This is a genomic window from Pseudomonas sp. Mn2068 (assembly GCF_049319725.1).
GTDB lineage: Bacteria > Pseudomonadota > Gammaproteobacteria > Pseudomonadales > Pseudomonadaceae > Aquipseudomonas > Aquipseudomonas gingeri.
In genome coordinates, this window is sequence record NZ_JBMOUG010000001.1 from 88538 (window position 1) to 105716 (window position 17179).

Sequence of the window (17179 nt, forward strand, 5' to 3'; positions counted from 1 at the left end):
GCAACATAGTTATTTTCATTCTATAAATCGTAAATATATGAATGATTGATCACGGTTATCACTATGTTCGACCCCTTGCTGTTGCGCACCTTCGTCGCCGTGGTGGATGAAGGCGGTTTCACCCGCGCCGCGGAGAAGCTGCACCTGACCCAGTCGGCGGTCAGCGGGCATCTGCGTCGCCTGGAAGGCCAGGTCGGCAAGCCTCTGCTCAAGCGCACCACCCGTTCCCAGCAGATGACCGGGGAGGGGGAGCGGCTGATGACCTATGCGCGGAGCATTCTTTCCCTCAATCGCGATGCCTGGGCCGAACTCACGCGCTTGCCGTTCCAGGGCCGGGTGCGGATCGGCGTCTCGGAAGATTTTGCCGAACCCCGGTTGTTGCGCGCGGTGCAGGAGTTTGCCGCCCAGTACCCGGGCATCGACATCGAAGTGCAGGTGAATATTCCCGGCACGCTACTGGGGCTGATGGCGCAGGGGGAACTGGAGCTGGTCATCGGCTCCTTGTGCGAAACCCGCCAGGCCGGGCAACTGCTCTGGCAGGAACCCCTGGTCTGGGCCATTTCCGCCCAGGCGTCGACGACCTTGCCCACGCCCTTGCCGCTGGCGCTGTTCCCCGAGCCCTGTCCGTATCGCGAGGTGGCGCTGACCCGGCTGGCCCAGGCCGGTATCGCCCAGCGCACCGCGATGCTCTGCACCAGCAACAATGCCTTGCGCGCCGCTGCCGTATCGGGATTCGCCGTGGCCCCGATGGCCTTGAACCAACTCGGTCCGGGCTTGTCGATACTGGGCCCCGAATCAGGACTGCCGGCGTTGCCTGACGCGGAGTTTCGCCTGTTCGCCTCGCCGCAGGCCGATCAGGCCATTATCGCGGCCCTCGGCGAAGTGATCGTGGCGTACTGCGCGGCACGACGGAGCTGATCGGGGCAGGTGGGACTCAACGCGGGTCGTGAAACATCGGCAGCACGTGTTCCGCCAGTTCCTCGATCACCTCGTCCAGGGGGCGTTCGCTGTAGCGCAGATGCAGTCCGACATGCTGCACGCCGACCTCGCGCAGTGCCTGCAATTCATCGATCAGGGCCAGTCGTCCGGCGCGCCCGCCAAACCGCAGGCGCTGCATCGGCGCATGGGGATTGGCCGCCAGGTCGAGGTGGAAGAAGGTGACATAGGGTTTGTCGTCGCCGACTTCGCGCCACAGGCCGACGCGCCGACGATGGTCTTCCGGGGTACCCGGGTAGCTCAGCCAGCCGTCCATATGCTCGCCGATCCAGGCCGGCGATTGCTGGCCGAGACCCGCCACCAGCAGCGGCAGGGCTTGCTCGGGTCGTGGCAGCAATTGCGCACCCTCGGGCAGGCGTTCCCGGCCCTGGCTGCGGAGCAGTTCGACGGTGTCGCGGAACGATTCGCCACGCTGTTGGTAATCGACACCGAACAGCGGGTATTCCATCGGCCGGTCGCCGCTGGCGACACCGAGCAACAAGCGGCCGCCGCTCAGGTGGTCGATGCTGTTGGCGGCCTTGAGGGTCAGCCAGGGCTGGCGCAGCGGCAGGACCACGGCGGCGGTGCCGAGCATGATCTGGTCGGTGATGCCGGCCAGGTAGCCGAGGTAGGAGAAGGTTTCGAAAACCTGGGCCGCGTCGCCGAAATTCGGGTCGTAGACCGGCACGTCGCGTACCCACAGGGCGCGGAAGCCGGCCTGGTCCGCCGCACGGGCGAGCTGGGCATGGAGGGCCAGGTCGGGAACGCCGAAGGGGCGTTGCTGTTCGTTGCGCGAGCGCTGGCCGTGACTGGACCAGTCATTGTCCAGGGGCAGTTCGAGACCGATGGAGAATTGCTGGCTGCCGAGCAGTCGTTGAAAGCGAGGGTGCATGACACGGGCCTGTAGGTGACTGGAGATGACAGCCAGTATCACAGGGCTCGTTTGTGAGAAAAATGCAGGAACAGGAACAACGCTTTTGCGTTCAGGGCAAAGCACCATAGATCGTTCCCACGCTCCGCGTGGTAACGCAGCCCGTGACGCTCTGCGTCACAAGAGCGGACGCAAAGCGTGCACAAAGGTATTCCCACGCGGAGCGTGGGAACGATCATCAGTGGCAGGGATTACCTGGAGAGCAGGGCTTCCAGTTTTTCCTGGTCGCGGGCGAACTGGCGAATGCCTTCGGCCAGTTTCTCGGTGGCCATGGCGTCTTCGTTGGAGGCCCAGCGGAATTGCGCCTCGCTCAGGTTCAGGCGCGCTTCGCCGGCATTGCCCGGAGCCAGCTTGCGGGCCAGGGTGCCCTGGTCCTGGGCCAGCTTCTCCAGCAGGTCCGGGCTGATGGTCAGGCGGTCGCAACCGGCCAGTTGTTCGATCTGGTTGATATTGCGGAAGCTGGCGCCCATGACCACGGTCTTGTAGTCATTGGACTTGTAGTAGTTGTAGATGCGGGTCACCGACTGCACGCCCGGATCGTCGGCACCGGTGTATTCGTTGCCGGTGGACTTCTTGTACCAGTCGTAGATGCGGCCCACGAACGGCGAGATCAGGAACACCCCGGCATCGGCGCAGGCGGCGGCCTGGGCGAAGGAGAACAGCAGGGTCAGGTTGGTCTGGATACCGGCCTTTTCCAGTTTCTCGGCGGCACGGATGCCTTCCCAGGTGGACGCCAGCTTGATCAGCACGCGGTCACGGCCGACGCCGGCCTTGTCATACAGCTCGATCAGCTGGTTGGCCTTGCTCAGCAGGGCGGCTTCGTCGAACGACAGGCGGGCATCGACCTCGGTGGAGATGCGCCCCGGAATCGCCTTCAGGATGCCGCTGCCGACCGACACGGCAAAGTGATCGCAGGCCAGGCCGACATCGCCCTTGGCGTGGGCCACGGCGCTTTTCAGCAGCTCGGCGTAACCCGGCAGCGCCGCGGCCTTGAGCAGCAGGGACGGGTTGGTGGTGGCGTCGACCGGCTTGAGGCGGGTGATGGCGTCGAGGTCGCCGGTGTCCGCGACCACGGTGGTGAACTGCTTGAGTTGTTCCAGCTTCGAAGTCATGAGCGTCTCTGTCGGGAAGGGCGTGGATCAATGCACTGATTGAGTGCCTGTGGCGTAAAAAGTTCTGTCGGGGGAATATCCCAAGAATGCCGCCGAACGCAGGTGTTGTGCAACCCAAAACGTCGGACAATTCATGCGGGCGTCGTCGGCATCAGGGTCGCGATCAGGGCCCGGATGGTGCCGGGCAGGGCCTCCAGTTCACGCACCAGAATGCTGCGCTCGCGGATCGCCCAGGGTTCGTCGAGGGCCACTGTCACCAGTTGCATGGTCCGGCTGTGCCGCAGGGCGGCGGACTCGGGAATGATGCCGATACCCACGCCGGCCTCGACCATCCGGCAGATCGCTTCGAAGCTGGAGACCTGGATCCGCAGCGACAGCGTCTTGCCCAGCCGCTCGACGTGTTCGCGCAGGAAACTCAGCAGGGTGCTGCCTTCATGCAGGCCGATATGCTGGTAGGCCAGGGTCTTGCCCAGTGTCACCGATTGCTGGGTCGCCAGTGGGTGATCCACCGGCACGATCAGTACCAGGCGGTCGGTGCTGAAATGCATCACCTGCAAGCCGCTGGCCTCCACGGGGCCGGCGATGATGCCCATGTCGCTGGTGCCGTCGAGCACGCCGCGCACGATATCCCGCGACAGGCGCTCCTGCAGGTCCACTGTCACCCCGGGGCGTTTCGAGAGGAACCCGGCGAGCACCTCCGGCAGGAATTCGGTGACCGCCGTGGTGTTGGCGAAGATCCGGATATGTCCGGCGGAATCACCGCCATAGCTGGTGAACTCGCTTTTCAGGTAGTCGACCTGGCGCATGATCAGCCGCGCATGTTGCAGCAGCCGCTGGCCCGCCGGGGTCACTTCGACGCCGCGACTGTCGCGGTACAGCAGGCGGGTGTCGAGCTGCGCTTCCAGGGCCTTGATCCGCGCGCTGGCGGCGGCCGGCGAAAGAAAGGCACGCCTGGCGCCCTGGGTCAGGCTCGGCGATTCGGCGATATGGATGAAGAGACGCAAATCCGCCAGGTCGAAATGCATGGGCGACTCCAGTCAACGGCTAGGCGTTCAGCATAACTGAACGCCGGCTTATTGAAATGCAAATTCTCGGAACGGCGATCAGCTTGCATCATCGGCACACAACGACAATCGGCAAGGGGAAACCTTCCAATGAGTGTGACGGATCTGAGTGCCTGGCTGGGACGGACCGAAGAAGCCCACGACCAACTGAGTCGCAACCTGCTCAAGCGGATTGCCGCGACCTTTGGTGAAAGCGCGCCTTCCCACGGCGAGGCTCTGCCGCCGCTCTGGCAGTGGTGCTTTTTCCAGGATCCGGTAGCCGAGAGCCAGTTGGGCGGCGACGGTCACCCGGCCCGCGGTGGCTTCCTGCCGCCGGCGGACAATCGCAACCGCATGTGGGCCGGTGGTCGCCTGGAGTTCTTCCACGAGCTGCGCGCCGGTCACGATGCCACCCGGGTCTCGACCATCACCCGGATCGAGGAAAAGCAGGGGCGTACCGGTTCGCTGCTGTTCGTCACCGTGCAGCATGAGTATTCCCAGGATGGCCGGGTGGCGATCCGCGAGGAACAGGACATCGTCTACCGCGAACCCACGCCGCCCAAGCAGGGCAGTGGCGAGGCGCTGGTCGAAGGCGAGTGGCGCGAAGCCGTCGAGCCGACACCGACCCTGCTGTTCCGCTACAGCGCCGTGACCTTCAACGGCCATCGCATCCACTACGACTACCCCTATGTCACCGCCACCGAAGGCTATCCGGGCCTGGTGGTACACGGGCCGATGATCGCCACCCTGAACCTGCGGGCCTTCTGCCGGGCCCATCCCGAGGCGAACCTGCGGCGCTTCGCCTATCGCGGCTTGCGCCCCCTGATCGCTCCGCAGCCCTTCGAGGTCGGCGGGCGGATCGTCAGCCCCGGCGTCGCCGAACTCTGGGCCGGCAATGCCGGCGGTATCGCCCAGCGCGCCGAAGTGCACTTCGACTGACAAGAAAAAGGACATCCAACGATGAATCCGAATCACAACGAAGAACTCAATGCCATCCGCGAGGGCGTGCGCGCCCTGTGCGCCGAATTCGATGCCGCCTACTGGCGCAGGATCGATGAAGAGAAGGGGTTTCCCGAAGCCTTCGTCAAGGCCCTGACCGACGCCGGCTGGCTGTCGGCAATGATTCCCGAAGAGTACGGCGGCTCCGGCCTGGGCCTGGCCGAAGCCTCGGTGATCCTCGAGGAAGTCAACCGCTGCGGCGGCAACTCCGGCACCGTGCACGGCCAGATGTACAACATGTTCACCCTGTTGCGCCACGGCAGCGAGGCTCAGAAACGTTTCTACCTGCCGAAGCTGGCCAGCGGCGAGTTGCGCCTGCAATCGATGGGGGTGACCGAGCCGACCACGGGCACCGATACCACCAAGATCAAGACCACCGCGATCAAGCGCGGCGACAAGTACGTGATCAACGGCCAGAAGGTATGGATCTCGCGGATCCAGCACTCCGACCTGATGATCCTGCTGGCCCGCACCACACCCCTGCCCGAGGTCAAGAAGAAGTCCGAAGGCATGTCGATCTTCCTCGTCGACCTGCGCGAAGCCATCGGCAACGGCCTGACCGTGCAGCCGATCGCCAACATGGTCAACCACGAGACCAACGAGCTGTTCTTCGACAACCTCGAACTGCCGGCCGACAGCCTGATCGGCGAGGAAGGCAAGGGCTTCAAGTACATCCTCGACGGCCTCAATGCCGAGCGCACGCTGATTGCCGCCGAATGCATCGGCGACGGTCGCTGGTTTATCGAGAAGGCCAGCGCCTATGCCCGCGACCGCGTAGTGTTCGGCCGGCCCATCGGTCAGAACCAGGGCGTGCAGTTCCCGATTGCCGAGGCGCATATCGAGATCGAGGCCGCCGACCTGATGCGCTGGCGCGCCTGCGAGGAGTACGACTCGGGCCAGAACGCCGGGGCCAGCGCCAACATGGCCAAGTACCTGGCGGCCAAGGCCTCCTGGGAAGCCGCCAATGCCTGCCTGCAGACCCACGGCGGTTTCGGCTTCGCCTGCGAGTACGACGTCGAGCGCAAATTCCGCGAGACCCGCCTGTACCAGGTGGCGCCGATCTCCACCAACCTGATCCTGTCCTACGTGGCCGAGCACCTGCTCGAACTGCCACGCAGCTTCTGAGGAGCACGCCATGAGCCATACCCGAGTCCTGGCCGCCTTCCTCGCCGAGCTGCGTTACGAGCAGGTGCCCGAGGCCGTGTTCGAGCGCACCGAAGACCTGTTCCTCGACTGGCTGGCCTCGGCCCTGGCCAGCCAGGGCGCCCATCCGATCCCGCTGTTCGAGGCCTATGCGCGCAAGATGGGCCCGGTCTGCGGTCCGGCGCGGATCCTGGTCAACGGCCAGAGCAGTTCGGCGTACTTCGCCGCCCTGGTCAATGCCGCTTCGTCCCATCTGGTGGAGCAGGACGACCTGCACAACAGCTCCGTGCTGCACCCGGCCACCGTGGTCTTCCCGGCCGCCCTGGCGGCAGCCCAGGACCTTGGCAAGTCCGGTCGCGAACTGCTGCTGGCATCGGTTGCCGGCTACGAGGCGGGGATTCGCATCGGCGAGTTCCTGGGGCGTTCCCACTACCGGATCTTCCACACCACGGCCACCGTTGGCACCCTGGCAGCCGCCGTGGCCGTGGGCAAGCTGATGGACTTCGACGAGGAACAATTCATCAACCTGCTCGGCAGCGCCGGCACCCAGGCCGCCGGGCTCTGGGAGTTCCTGCGCGATGCCGCCGACTCCAAGCAACTGCACACCGCCAAGGCCGCCGCCGATGGCCTGCTGGCCGCCTACCTGACCGCGGACGGCCTGACCGGTGCGCGCAATATCCTCGAAGGCGACCAGGGCATGGCCGCCGGGATGTCCAGCGATGCCGATCCGACCCGGCTGTCCGACCGCCTGGGCAGTCGCTGGGCGCTGGTGGAAACCTCGTTCAAGTTCCACGCTTCCTGCCGCCATACCCATCCGGCCGCCGATGCGCTGCTGGACCTGATGTGGCAGCAAGGCCTGGAGCATCAGCAGATCCGGCACGTGGAAACCCGCGTGCACCAGGGCGCCATCGACGTCCTGGGACGGGTCAAGGTGCCGCAGACCGTGCACCAGGCCAAATTCTCCATGGGCACCGTGCTCGGCCTGATCGCCGTGCATGGCAAGGCCGGCTTGCCGGAATTCCACCAGCTGTCCCTGACCGATCCGGCTGTCTCGGCCTTTCGCGACAAGGTCAGCATGACGCTCGACCCCGAGGTCGATGGTGCCTATCCCCAGCGCTGGTTGGGCCGGGTACGGGTCACCACGGTCGATGGCCGCACGCTGCACGGGGCGATCGACGAACCCAAGGGCGATCCGGGCAACAGCCTGTCGCGGACCGAACTGGAAGACAAGTTCCGCCGCCTGCTGCAGTTCTCCGGCGCGCGCACACCCGAGCAGGGCGAAGCCCTGATCCGCCAGGTCTGGGACCTGCGCAACACCACTGATCTGAAGGAGCTGCGCTGATGAACACGGCAGCAGGCAACACCCCGGCCCCCCGTCCGCTGGACGGCATCACGGTCATCAGCCTGGAACACGCCATCGCCGCGCCGTTCTGTACCCGGCAACTGGCGGACCTCGGTGCGCGGGTGGTGAAGATCGAACGTCCCGGCAGCGGTGACTTCGCCCGTGGCTACGACCAGCGGGTGCGCGGCCTGGCCTCGCATTTCGTCTGGACCAACCGCTCGAAGGAAAGTCTGACCCTGGATCTCAAGCAGGACCAGGCCGGCGACATTCTCGAAGACCTGCTGGGCCAGGCCGACGTGCTGGTACAGAACCTCGCACCGGGGGCGGCCGCGCGCATGGGCCTGTCCTTCGAGGCGCTGCACGAGCGTTTTCCGCGGCTGATCGTCTGCGATATCTCCGGTTATGGCGAAGGCGGTCCCTATGAAAAGAAAAAGGCCTACGACCTGCTGATCCAGAGCGAAGGCGGCTTCCTGTCGGTGACCGGCGGTCCGGGTGACGACCAACTGGCCAAGGCCGGCTGCTCCATCGCCGATATCGCCGCCGGCATGTATGCCTACAGCGGCATCCTCTCGGCGCTGCTGCTGCGGGGCAAGACCGGGGAGGGCAGCCGGGTCGACGTCAGCATGCTGGAAAGCCTGGTGGAGTGGATGGGCTACCCGATGTACTACGCCTTCGATGGCGCGGCGCAGCCACCACGGGCCGGCGCGGCACATTCGACGATCTACCCCTACGGCCCGTTCCCGGCGGGCGATGGCGGCACGGTGATGCTCGGCCTGCAGAACGAGCGCGAATGGGCGGCGTTCTGCGACAAGGTGCTGCTGATGCCGGAACTGGCGGTGGATGAGCGCTTCTCGGCCAACTTCAAGCGCTCGGCCAATCGTGAAGTGCTGCGCCAGATCATCGTCGACAGCTTTGCCCGGCTCAGCGTCGAGCAACTGATCGCCCGGCTGGAAGAGGCGCAGATCGCCAATGCCCGGGTCAACGACATGCAAGGTGTATGGGATCACCCGCAGCTCAAGGCGCGCGATGGCTGGCGTGAAGTCGACAGCCCTTCGGGAAAACTGCCGTCGCTGCTGCCGCCGGCGCGCAATGCCGCCTTCGCGCCGCGGATGGACGCGGTGCCGGGGCTGGGCCAGCACACCGAGGCGATTCTCGGCGAACTGGGTTTCTCCGCCGAGGCGGTGGAGCAGTTGCGGGCGGGTGGGGTGGTCTGATTGATGTGCTGCTCTCACTGGCCTCTTCGCGGGCGAGCCCGGCTCCCACAGGTTTTATGCCGTTCGCAGGATTTGAGTCCGACTCGAACCTTGTAGGCGCCGGGCCTGCCCGCGAAGAACGATAACGCGGCCTCCCGGATACCCCGCACAACCGAACAACAAGGACCATGACATGTCTTCATCCATTGCCCGCTCCGCGCTTTTCGTGCCCGGCAGCCGTCCCGAGCGTTTTGCCAAGGCCCTGGCCAGTGGCGCCGATGCGGTGATCGTCGACTTCGAGGATGCCGTCGAGGAACCGCTCAAGCGCATCGCCCGCGATCACCTCGGGCAGTTCCTCACGGCCAACCCCCAGGCCCGGGTCCTGGTGCGCGTGAATGCTCCGGATCATGCCGAACACAGGGCCGACCTGGCCTTCTGCAAACAGCATCCCGGTGTGGCCGGCGTGCTGCTGCCCAAGGTGGAAAGCGCCGCCCAGGTCCAGGCCGTGGCAGATACCGGCAAGGCGGTCTGGCCGATCATCGAAAGCGCCCGTGGACTGTTGGCCCTGGCGCAGATCGCCGCGGCACCAGGGGTCGAGCGCCTGTCCTTCGGCGGTCTCGACCTGGCCCTGGACCTCAACCTGAGCAGCGGTTCGGCCGCCGCGCAATTCGCCCTCGACCAGGCGCGCATGGCGCTGATCGTCCACTCGCGGGTCGCTGGCCTGGTGGCGCCGCTGGACGGCGTGCATCCGGCGATCGATGATCCCGAGGGCCTGCGCCAGTCGATTCGTCACGCCTACGAGATGGGTTTTGCCGGGGCCTTGTGCATTCATCCCCGCCAGGTCCCGGTGATTCATGCCGCCCTGGCCCCCAGCGCCGAGGACCTGGCCTGGGCGCAACGGGTGGTGGATGCCGGCAGTCACGGCGCCGGCGCCTATCAGGTCGACGGGCAGATGGTCGACGCGCCGGTGCTGCTGCGGGCGCGTCGTTTGCTGGCGTTCGTCTGAACCGAACGCAGGTACTCAAAATTCGAAATTCACTACACGCATTGCTTTAGGCAACCTGCCTGACAACACAACAATAAGAAGGTGATTTCCATGCTCAAGCTGACCCGGGCGCTGTTCTGCGCCGCCACCTTGATCACCGCCAGCCTCGCGCAGGCGGCCGATCCCATCGTTATCAAGTTCGCCCATGTGGTTGCGGAAAACACCCCGAAGGGGCAGGGCGCGCTGCTGTTCAAGAAGCTCGCCGAAGAACGCCTGCCGGGTCGGGTCAAGGTCGAGGTCTACCCGAACTCCTCGCTGTTCGGCGACGGCAAGGAAATGGAGGCCCTGCTGCTCGGCGACGTGCAGATGCTGGCACCGTCCCTGGCCAAGTTCGAGCAGTACACCAAGCAGGTGCAGATCTATGACCTGCCGTTCCTGTTCAACGACCTGGCCGCCGTCGACCGCTTCCAGGCCGCCCAGGGCAAGGCGCTGCTGACCTCGATGACGGACAAGGGCATTCTCGGCCTGGCCTATTGGCACAACGGTCTCAAGCAACTGTCGGCGAACAAGGCGCTGCGGGTGCCGGGCGATGCCCGTGGCCTGAAGTTCCGCGTGCAGGCTTCCAGCGTGCTCGAAGAGCAGTTCAAGGCGATCCGCGCCAACCCGCGCAAGATGAGCTTCGCCGAGGTCTACCAGGGCCTGCAGACCGGTACCGTCAACGGCACCGAGAACACCTGGTCGAACTATGAGAGCCAGAAGGTCAACGAAGTGCAGAAGTACTTCACCGAGACCAACCACGGCCTGATCGACTACATGGTGATCACCAACAGCAAGTTCTGGGACGGCCTGCCACCGGATGTCCGCGGCGTGCTGGAAAAGACCATGGCTGAAGTCACCGTCGAGGTGAACAAGCAGGCCGAAGAACTGAACCAGACCGCCCGGCAGAAAATCATCGACTCCAAGACCAGCGAGATCATTCCGCTGACAGCGCAGGAGCGCGGGCAATGGCGCGAAGCGATGAAACCGGTGTGGAAGAAGTTCGAGGGTGAAATCGGTGCCGACCTGATCAATGCGGCGGACAAGTCCAACCAGCCTTGATACGCAGTTGCGAACACCGAATACCTGCAGGAGCCGGCTTGCCGGCGATGGCGGCCGATCATGGGCCGCAAGGCTCACGGGCCCCATCGCCGGCAAGCCGGCTCCCACAAGGGACCGTGTCCGGCCTTGATTGATCGGCATCGCGGCTCACGCCCGGTACCTCCTTTTCTCTCTCGCGGAGTCCTGTCCATGCAAGCGCAATCCTTGCGACGCATCTGGGAACATTTCGAGGAAGGCCTGATCGCCTTTCTCCTGGCCGCCATGACATTGGTGACTTTCGTCTACGTGATGGCCAACAACGTCTACACCCTGTTCTTCAGCCTGGCCGACCGTTGGGCCTGGAGCAGCGGCTTCTTCAACACCCTGGGCGACGCGACCATGACCGTGGCCCAGGACATGACCTGGAGCGTGGCGCTGACCAAGGCCATGTTCGGCTGGCTGATCTTCTTCGGTATCTCCTATGGCGTGCGCACCGCCGGCCATCTCGGCGTGGACGCACTGGTCAAGCTCACCCCGCGCCCGGTGCAACGCTACCTGGCGCTGCTGGCCTGCACCTGCTGCCTGGCTTACGCCGGGTTGTTCATGGTGGCCAGCTACAAGTGGCTGAGCGCGGTCCTCACTGCCGGTATCGGCGCCGAGGACCTCGATCAGTTCGGGGTCAAGGTCGGCTACATCGTGGTGATCGTGCCCATCGGCTTTGCCCTGGTACTGATCCGCTACCTGGAAATCTTCTATCGCATCTTTACCCGTCGCCAGAGCGGTCTCGGCTTGGCCGATGAAGCCGGCGAAGCCAGCAAGCTTGCCGGCGAGCACAAGGAGCAGCATTGATGGCCGTACTCTGTCTGTTCCTGCTGTTGTTCACCTTCATGTTCCTTGGGGTGCCCATCGCGATTTCCCTGGGCCTGTCCGGGGCGGTATCGATCCTGATCTTCAGCCAGGACTCCCTCAGTTCCCTGGCGATCAAGCTGTTCGAAACCTCCGACGCCTACACCTTCCTGGCGATTCCGTTCTTCCTGCTGTCCGGGGCCTTCATGACCACCGGCGGCGTGGCCAAGCGCCTGATCGATTTTGCCAACGCCTGCGTCGGGCATATTCGCGGCGGCCTGGCGATTGCCGCGGTGCTGGCGTGCATGCTGTTCGCGGCCTTGTCCGGTTCGTCGCCGGCGACCGTGGCGGCGGTGGGATCGATTGCCGTGGCGGGCATGGTGCGTTCCGGTTACCCGAAGGAATTCGGCGCCGGGATCATCTGCAACGCCGGCACCCTGGGTATCCTGATTCCGCCGTCGATCGTGATGGTGGTGTACTCGGCGGCGACCGAAACCTCGGTGGGCAAGCTGTTCATGGCCGGGGTGATTCCCGGGCTGCTGCTGGGCCTGATGCTGATGGTCGCGATCTATATCGTCGCGCGCATCAAGAAGCTGCCGGCGCAACCGCGGGCGACCTTCCGTGAATGGCTGTCGGCGGCGCGCCGGGCGTTCTGGGGCCTGCTGTTGCTGGTGATCATCCTGGGCGGGATCTACAGCGGCCTGTTCACCCCGACCGAAGCGGCGGCAGTGGCGGCGGTGTATTCGGCGTTTGTCGCGCTGTTCATCTACAAGGACATGAAGATCCGCGATTGCCCGAAGGTGCTGATGGAGTCCGGCCGCCTGGCGATCATGCTGATGTTCATCATCGCCAACGCGATCCTCTTCGCCCACGTGCTGACCACCGAGCAGATCCCGCAACAGATCACCAACTGGGTGATCTCCGAAGGCCTGACGCCCATCGGCTTCCTGCTGATGGTCAACGTCGTGCTGCTGGTGGCGGGCAGCTTCATGGAGCCGTCGGCCATCGTGTTGATCCTTGCGCCGATCTTCTTCCCGATCGCCATGAAGCTGGGCATCGACCCGATCCACCTGGGCATCGTCATGGTGGTCAACATGGAGATCGGCCTGGTGCATCCACCGGTGGGCCTGAACCTGTTCGTGACCTCGGCGGTGACCGGCCTGACCCTCGGCCAGACCATCCGCGCGGCGCTGCCGTGGTTGATGATCCTGCTGGCGTTCCTGATCCTGGTGACCTACGTGCCGATCATCTCGCTGGCCCTGCCGCACTGGCTGGGGATGCCGTGAAAAAGTCGCGCGTTATCGGCTGATCGAAATCGCCGCCAGCAGAGTGCCAGGCTCTGCTGGCGGCGATTTTGCCTGGTATGCCGACAGGCATGGCGCAAGGTTGCGTTTTGCGACAGCTGTATTACCGGGCTTTCGGAGTTACCCGGTGATTTCGAAATTGTTGATCCTTACCTGATAATGAAAGGAATCAACCGTTTCGGTATCGAAGATCAAGTCGCCCGAGATGTAGGGCCTCGAGTCGTTTTCCCTGATGGTCAATCTGGCGCGTTCGGCCCGGTAGATCAGCTCGGGAAAACCTGGCTGCACCATCATGTAGTAGATGTGATCCACTTCGTCGCCGGGAAACTCATACTCACCCGGTGGCAGTTGTCCGTTGCCGAGTGTGAAGCTTACCGAGTGCCGGACACCCCCCTCCAGCATGACGCCGAGGATGCGTGTGCCTTGCGTGTCGCGAAAGACATCGTCAGCGACAAAGTTCTTTTCGTCGCTTACAAACAGATTTTCGATCACCCCGATCATGACGCCTTCTGCCTTGGCGGAGCCCTTTTTGTGCTTGGCGTTCTGGAAGTCAGACATGTCGTTTCACCCTTCAATTGAAATATTGATGATGTTGATGCCCGGCTCATGTCTGAAGAACGGCGAAGTGTTTTTTCTGCTTCGAGCCAAGAAGCCCAGCTTCTTCCCGTTCCCGCGCAAGGGCTACTGTCAGAAATGACAGTTCAAAAGGCCGCCGGTCGGAAACCGGCCGGGCTCCACGGGTCAAACGCTTGGCGAGGCGACCGTGTCGTCGACCTTGTGGCGGCGTTCGGCATGGGACAGCCTCCAGCGGATCAGTTCGTCCGCTCCCGGGCCTGCCTCGATAGCCAGGTCCCTGGGGCTGATGGGCTCGCCGGTATCCTGGTCGATGAAACTCCACCCCACATCGCCCCCGGTCTTTCGATTCACGACCTTCAGCGGCGGTGTCGAAGCGCCCGAGACTCCCAGGCGATCGCCGATCTGCGCGAGTATCGGCAGGATCACGGCGATCTGCCGGCCCTTTGCGGTCAGCAGATATTCGAAGCGCTCGGGATTCGTCTGGTAACGCTGCCGCTCGACCAGATCGTGAGCCTCAAGGTGCTTGAGGCGGTCGCTGAGCGTCGCGTTGGTCACGCCGGATGACTGGCGAAAGTCGTCATAGCGGCTGAGACCGAGAACCAGATCGCGCAGGATGAGCAGGCCCCAGCGATCACCGATCGCGGCCATCACGCCGGCGATCGGACATACCATTCCGTCGAAACCTTTCGAACGCATAAGTCATTTCCTCGGGGGGCAGGGGAGGTTCGGTGCATCACTCTCTTCATAAGAGTCTAACTGATTCGCGGTGCCGACACAGGCATGCCGGCCCAGGACGTGGATCGTGTTCGAGTTTCTTCGAGCAGAAAGGGTGCTTGTTCACCTAGTAACTCTTATTATAAGATCGACTTGGGCCGTTACCGATGAAACCCTCGCCGCGAATGCCCGGATGCCCCTTTTCGTCATGTTCAAGGAGATATCGATGCCTTCCCAAACCCCTTCCAGGATCTTTGTTGTCGGCGGTACCGGTGCCCAGGGCTTGCCCGTCATCCGTGCCCTGGTCGCCGACGGTAAATACACCGTCCGGGCCCTCAGTCGCGATGCCAACTCGCGTCGGGCCAAGGCCTTGCTCGCGCTGGGTAATGTTTCGATCCTCGAGGGCACGTTTGCCGATGAGGCCACCCTGCGGGAAGGCTTTCGCGGGTGCGACGGCGCCTATATCAACATCGACGGGTTCAACACCGGCGAGAAGACCGAGATCTACTGGGCCATCCGCAGCTATGAGATCGCCATCGAAGAAGGCGTCCGCTTCTTCGTCTACGGCAATCTCGACTACGCGCTCAAGAAGGCCGGTTATGACTCCAGGTTCCGGACCGGTCACTACGACGGCAAGGGGCGAATCGGTGAGTGGATCCTGTTCCAGAACCAGGTCAACAGGGACCGGATGGGGGCGGCCGTGTTCACCACGGGGCCCTACATGGAAATGGCGATCTCGGCGATGACACCCATGACGCCTTCGGTAGAAGACGGTGTGGTGACCTGGCGGGTGCCGCTCGGCACCGGTGCCATACCCCATGTAGCACTCGAGGACTGCGGGTATTACGCCCGCTGGTTGTTCGACAATCAGCAGCAGGCGAACGGCATGAACCTGGAGGTTGCCATCGAACATGTCGACTATCACGCCCTGGCCGCGGCGTTCGAGAAGGTCACCGGGCATCCGGCGCGCTACATCGACACGGAGCTGGAAACCTACTGGAACGGTCCGCTGAAGATGGCCGCCCAGTTGCCTGCCGGTTACAACGCCGATCCCAACGACAAAAGCACCATGAGTTTCCGCGACAACTTCACCGGCTTCTGGAATGTCTGGAAGCATGGAATCGTCGAGCGCGACTACGCGCTGCTGGATGAAATCCATCCCAACCGCATCAAGAGCGTCGAGCAATGGCTCCAGCGCGAAGATCAGGCGGGCAGGGCTTTGGGCAAGGGCGGCCTCTGGGAACGGCTCCAGCCGGAAAACCTGTACACCGCGCCACCGCTGCTCAAGCTGGCCGAGGACAAGCGGCAGGGTCGCTTGTAATCGCCGGATTCGGTCGCGGCAGCCGAACGGGTAGAGTCATAGTGACCTCTTTTCGTGTCTTTATGACTATGCTTTGGTTGTGGTCAAATTGACTTGTATGCCTCTAACTGTTTGATTTTAATTGATTATATGACTGGCACGATTCGTGATGCAGTTCAGGTGTCACTGAACTGCACCGGGAGTGCCATGTCATGTTCGCCTTTCTCGAATCCCCGCTGAATGTCCTGCACCTGTCCACTCGTATCCTTGTCCTCGGGCTGCTCCTCTTAAGCCTGGGCATCTATGGTGCCTACCTCTACGACGGTCATCTCGGCCTGCCGGTGCTGGTGTCGATGCACGCCATGGTGATTCTCGGCCCGACCCTGTTGAAGATCGGCTATGTGATGCGCCTGCTCGCCCAGCGCCAGTTGGGTCTTGCCGGCCAGCGGCTGCAAATGGCATGAAGTCGCTACCGCTCTGGAGCCTGGGCTTTCGACCATTCTTTCTCGGTGGGGCGCTGTTCGCCTGTATCGCCCTGGCGGGCTGGGGTGTCTGGCTGTACGGCGGTTTCGGCAACTGGCAGCCGTTCGCCGGCGGACTGGCCTGGCACCGGCACGAGATGCCGTTCGGCTTCACCGGCGCGCTGATTGCGGGCTTTCTGCTGACCGCCGTGCCCAACTGGACCGGAGGCCCTGGTACCCATGGCTGGCCGTTGATCGGCTTGTTCGCGCTCTGGTCATTGGCGCGTATCGCCTGGTGGCTGCCGCTGCCCGGTACCTGGGTGATTGCCCTGCAACTGCCGTTCCTGCCCACGCTGGCCTGGTTGCTCGGGCAGCAGTTGCTGGCGGCGAAGAAGCGCAACAACTATCCCATTGTCGCGGTGCTGGGCTTGTTGGCTGTCTGTCAGGGACTGACGCTGTGGGGCATCGTGGAGCAGGACGACGGCTTGCAGCGTCGTGGGGTACTGGCCGGAATATGGTTGGTTGCCGCCCTTATGAGCGTGATCGGCGGGCGGGTCATACCGTTCTTCATCCAGCGCGGGCTCGGTAGCAGCGTGCCGTTCGTGGCCCTGGCCCATGAGGACAAGGTGCTGTTGCTCGGCACGTTGCTGGTGGCCTTGTTGACGGCCTGTGGTCTCGGCGAGTCTGCCCATTCATGGTTGGCGGCGCTCTACCTGCCGTTGGCCGGGTTGCATGGCCTGCGCCTGTGGCGCTGGCATGATCGCGGACTCTGGCGGGTGCCGCTGCTCTGGTCGCTGTACCTGGCCTATGGCTGGCTGTTGATGGCCACGCTGGGCATGGCCGCCTGGCATCTGGGGTGGCTGGTGCAACAGAGCCTGGTCAGTCATGGCCTGGCGGTTGGCGGTATCGGTGGGATGATCCTGGCGATGATCGCCCGGGTCAGCCTGGGACATACCGGACGTGCCCTGCAGCCGCCTCGGGCGCTGGGCTGGGCATTTGCCACGTTGCAACTGGGGGCGCTGTGCCGCATTGTCCTGGTGCCGTTCCTCGATCTCGGCCTGGGGATCGCCGCAGCGCTCTGGAGCCTGTCGTTCGCGCTGTTCCTGATCCATTACACGGGCATGCTGCTGCAGCCACGGATCGCGTCCCGGGCGTAGCGCCACGCCGGCACTTCAACG

17 protein-coding genes are annotated in these 17179 nt (G+C 63.8%); 12 read left to right on the top strand and 5 right to left on the bottom strand.

The window, feature by feature from the left end; translation table 11 throughout:
* Positions 1 to 63: 63 nt before the first annotated feature.
* Complete coding sequence (locus tag ACL9RJ_RS00435) at positions 64 to 918, top strand: LysR substrate-binding domain-containing protein (RefSeq protein ID WP_422764721.1); 855 nt, start codon at positions 64 to 66, stop codon at positions 916 to 918.
* A gap of 16 nt (positions 919 to 934) precedes the next feature.
* Here ACL9RJ_RS00435 and ACL9RJ_RS00440 read toward each other — a convergent pair whose 3' ends face one another.
* From ACL9RJ_RS00440 to ACL9RJ_RS00450, 3 genes are all read right to left on the bottom strand, one after another.
* A complete protein-coding gene (locus tag ACL9RJ_RS00440; RefSeq protein WP_177083061.1) occupies positions 935 to 1867 on the bottom strand; it encodes a TIGR03571 family LLM class oxidoreductase in 933 nt (310 codons plus the stop codon).
* A gap of 230 nt (positions 1868 to 2097) precedes the next feature.
* The gene (gene tal, locus ACL9RJ_RS00445) at positions 2098 to 3018 is read right to left on the bottom strand and encodes a transaldolase (protein ID WP_017126035.1); all 921 of its coding nucleotides are present in this window, start codon (positions 3016 to 3018) and stop codon (positions 2098 to 2100) included.
* A 131-nt stretch (positions 3019 to 3149) separates the two neighbouring features.
* A complete protein-coding gene (locus ACL9RJ_RS00450) occupies positions 3150 to 4043 on the bottom strand; it encodes a LysR family transcriptional regulator (RefSeq protein WP_017126034.1) in 894 nt (297 codons plus the stop codon).
* Positions 4044 to 4172: 129 nt separating this feature from the next.
* On the opposite strand from ACL9RJ_RS00450, the gene ACL9RJ_RS00455 reads away from it, so the two are divergent.
* The 8 genes from ACL9RJ_RS00455 (at position 4173) to dctM (ending at position 12932) form a co-directional block, all read left to right on the top strand.
* Positions 4173 to 5000 carry an FAS1-like dehydratase domain-containing protein gene (locus ACL9RJ_RS00455; RefSeq protein ID WP_422764722.1) on the top strand — a complete coding sequence of 276 codons (828 nt, stop codon included), beginning with the start codon at positions 4173 to 4175 and terminating at the stop codon, positions 4998 to 5000.
* Between the two features lie 21 nt (positions 5001 to 5021).
* Positions 5022 to 6185, top strand: coding sequence for an acyl-CoA dehydrogenase family protein (locus tag ACL9RJ_RS00460; protein WP_017126032.1), 1164 nt, complete (start codon positions 5022 to 5024; stop codon positions 6183 to 6185).
* 10 nt (positions 6186 to 6195) lie between these two features.
* The gene (locus ACL9RJ_RS00465) at positions 6196 to 7545 is read left to right on the top strand and encodes an MmgE/PrpD family protein (RefSeq protein ID WP_177108542.1); all 1350 of its coding nucleotides are present in this window, start codon (positions 6196 to 6198) and stop codon (positions 7543 to 7545) included.
* Positions 7545 to 8759: a CaiB/BaiF CoA transferase family protein gene (locus tag ACL9RJ_RS00470; RefSeq protein WP_177127483.1), complete on the top strand. Its 1215-nt coding sequence runs from the start codon at positions 7545 to 7547 to the stop codon at positions 8757 to 8759. The genes ACL9RJ_RS00465 and ACL9RJ_RS00470 overlap by 1 nt, the downstream gene beginning before the upstream one ends.
* Positions 8760 to 8931: 172 nt before the next feature.
* Entirely contained in the window at positions 8932 to 9744 is an 813-nt protein-coding gene (locus tag ACL9RJ_RS00475) for an HpcH/HpaI aldolase/citrate lyase family protein (protein ID WP_017126029.1), read from the top strand.
* 90 nt (positions 9745 to 9834) lie between these two features.
* Positions 9835 to 10821, top strand: a complete 987-nt coding sequence (locus ACL9RJ_RS00480; RefSeq protein WP_177106875.1) for a TRAP transporter substrate-binding protein — start codon at positions 9835 to 9837, stop codon at positions 10819 to 10821.
* A 189-nt stretch (positions 10822 to 11010) separates the two neighbouring features.
* Positions 11011 to 11649, top strand: a complete 639-nt coding sequence (locus tag ACL9RJ_RS00485; RefSeq protein ID WP_017126027.1) for a TRAP transporter small permease — start codon at positions 11011 to 11013, stop codon at positions 11647 to 11649.
* Positions 11649 to 12932 carry a C4-dicarboxylate TRAP transporter large permease protein DctM gene (dctM, locus tag ACL9RJ_RS00490; protein WP_017126026.1) on the top strand — a complete coding sequence of 428 codons (1284 nt, stop codon included), beginning with the start codon at positions 11649 to 11651 and terminating at the stop codon, positions 12930 to 12932. The genes ACL9RJ_RS00485 and dctM overlap by 1 nt, the downstream gene beginning before the upstream one ends.
* A 138-nt stretch (positions 12933 to 13070) precedes the next feature.
* Here the strand turns inward: dctM and ACL9RJ_RS00495 are convergent, their stop codons facing one another.
* Both ACL9RJ_RS00495 and ACL9RJ_RS00500 read right to left on the bottom strand, forming a co-directional pair.
* Positions 13071 to 13508: a hypothetical protein gene (locus ACL9RJ_RS00495; protein ID WP_017126025.1), complete on the bottom strand. Its 438-nt coding sequence runs from the start codon at positions 13506 to 13508 to the stop codon at positions 13071 to 13073.
* Positions 13509 to 13691: 183 nt separating this feature from the next.
* Complete coding sequence (locus ACL9RJ_RS00500; RefSeq protein WP_103032682.1) at positions 13692 to 14222, bottom strand: winged helix-turn-helix transcriptional regulator; 531 nt, start codon at positions 14220 to 14222, stop codon at positions 13692 to 13694.
* A gap of 244 nt (positions 14223 to 14466) precedes the next feature.
* Here ACL9RJ_RS00500 and ACL9RJ_RS00505 point away from each other — a divergent pair, with 244 nt between their 5' ends.
* From ACL9RJ_RS00505 to ACL9RJ_RS00515, 3 genes are all read left to right on the top strand, one after another.
* Complete coding sequence (locus ACL9RJ_RS00505) at positions 14467 to 15561, top strand: NmrA family NAD(P)-binding protein (RefSeq protein ID WP_017126022.1); 1095 nt, start codon at positions 14467 to 14469, stop codon at positions 15559 to 15561.
* A 191-nt stretch (positions 15562 to 15752) separates the two neighbouring features.
* Positions 15753 to 16004 (top strand): transmembrane sensor/regulator PpyR, encoded by a 252-nt coding sequence (locus tag ACL9RJ_RS00510; protein ID WP_177127486.1) that lies wholly within the window; start codon positions 15753 to 15755, stop codon positions 16002 to 16004.
* Positions 16001 to 17158, top strand: a complete 1158-nt coding sequence (locus ACL9RJ_RS00515) for an NnrS family protein (RefSeq protein ID WP_178989718.1) — start codon at positions 16001 to 16003, stop codon at positions 17156 to 17158. Before ACL9RJ_RS00510 ends, ACL9RJ_RS00515 begins: the two co-directional genes overlap by 4 nt.
* Positions 17159 to 17179: the final 21 nt, after the last annotated feature.

Coding starts and splice junctions, on each gene's coding strand:
- ACL9RJ_RS00510 (WP_177127486.1), top strand. CDS start 15,753: ATGTTCGCCTTTCTCGAATCCCCGCTGAATGTCCTGCACCTGTCCACT.
- ACL9RJ_RS00440 (WP_177083061.1), bottom strand. CDS start 1,867: ATGCACCCTCGCTTTCAACGACTGCTCGGCAGCCAGCAATTCTCCATC.
- ACL9RJ_RS00485 (WP_017126027.1), top strand. CDS start 11,011: ATGCAAGCGCAATCCTTGCGACGCATCTGGGAACATTTCGAGGAAGGC.
- ACL9RJ_RS00500 (WP_103032682.1), bottom strand. CDS start 14,222: ATGCGTTCGAAAGGTTTCGACGGAATGGTATGTCCGATCGCCGGCGTG.
- tal (WP_017126035.1), bottom strand. CDS start 3,018: ATGACTTCGAAGCTGGAACAACTCAAGCAGTTCACCACCGTGGTCGCG.
- ACL9RJ_RS00475 (WP_017126029.1), top strand. CDS start 8,932: ATGTCTTCATCCATTGCCCGCTCCGCGCTTTTCGTGCCCGGCAGCCGT.
- ACL9RJ_RS00465 (WP_177108542.1), top strand. CDS start 6,196: ATGAGCCATACCCGAGTCCTGGCCGCCTTCCTCGCCGAGCTGCGTTAC.
- ACL9RJ_RS00470 (WP_177127483.1), top strand. CDS start 7,545: ATGAACACGGCAGCAGGCAACACCCCGGCCCCCCGTCCGCTGGACGGC.
- ACL9RJ_RS00455 (WP_422764722.1), top strand. CDS start 4,173: ATGAGTGTGACGGATCTGAGTGCCTGGCTGGGACGGACCGAAGAAGCC.
- ACL9RJ_RS00460 (WP_017126032.1), top strand. CDS start 5,022: ATGAATCCGAATCACAACGAAGAACTCAATGCCATCCGCGAGGGCGTG.
- ACL9RJ_RS00480 (WP_177106875.1), top strand. CDS start 9,835: ATGCTCAAGCTGACCCGGGCGCTGTTCTGCGCCGCCACCTTGATCACC.
- ACL9RJ_RS00450 (WP_017126034.1), bottom strand. CDS start 4,043: ATGCATTTCGACCTGGCGGATTTGCGTCTCTTCATCCATATCGCCGAA.
- ACL9RJ_RS00435 (WP_422764721.1), top strand. CDS start 64: ATGTTCGACCCCTTGCTGTTGCGCACCTTCGTCGCCGTGGTGGATGAA.
- ACL9RJ_RS00495 (WP_017126025.1), bottom strand. CDS start 13,508: ATGTCTGACTTCCAGAACGCCAAGCACAAAAAGGGCTCCGCCAAGGCA.
- ACL9RJ_RS00505 (WP_017126022.1), top strand. CDS start 14,467: ATGCCTTCCCAAACCCCTTCCAGGATCTTTGTTGTCGGCGGTACCGGT.
- ACL9RJ_RS00515 (WP_178989718.1), top strand. CDS start 16,001: ATGAAGTCGCTACCGCTCTGGAGCCTGGGCTTTCGACCATTCTTTCTC.
- dctM (WP_017126026.1), top strand. CDS start 11,649: ATGGCCGTACTCTGTCTGTTCCTGCTGTTGTTCACCTTCATGTTCCTT.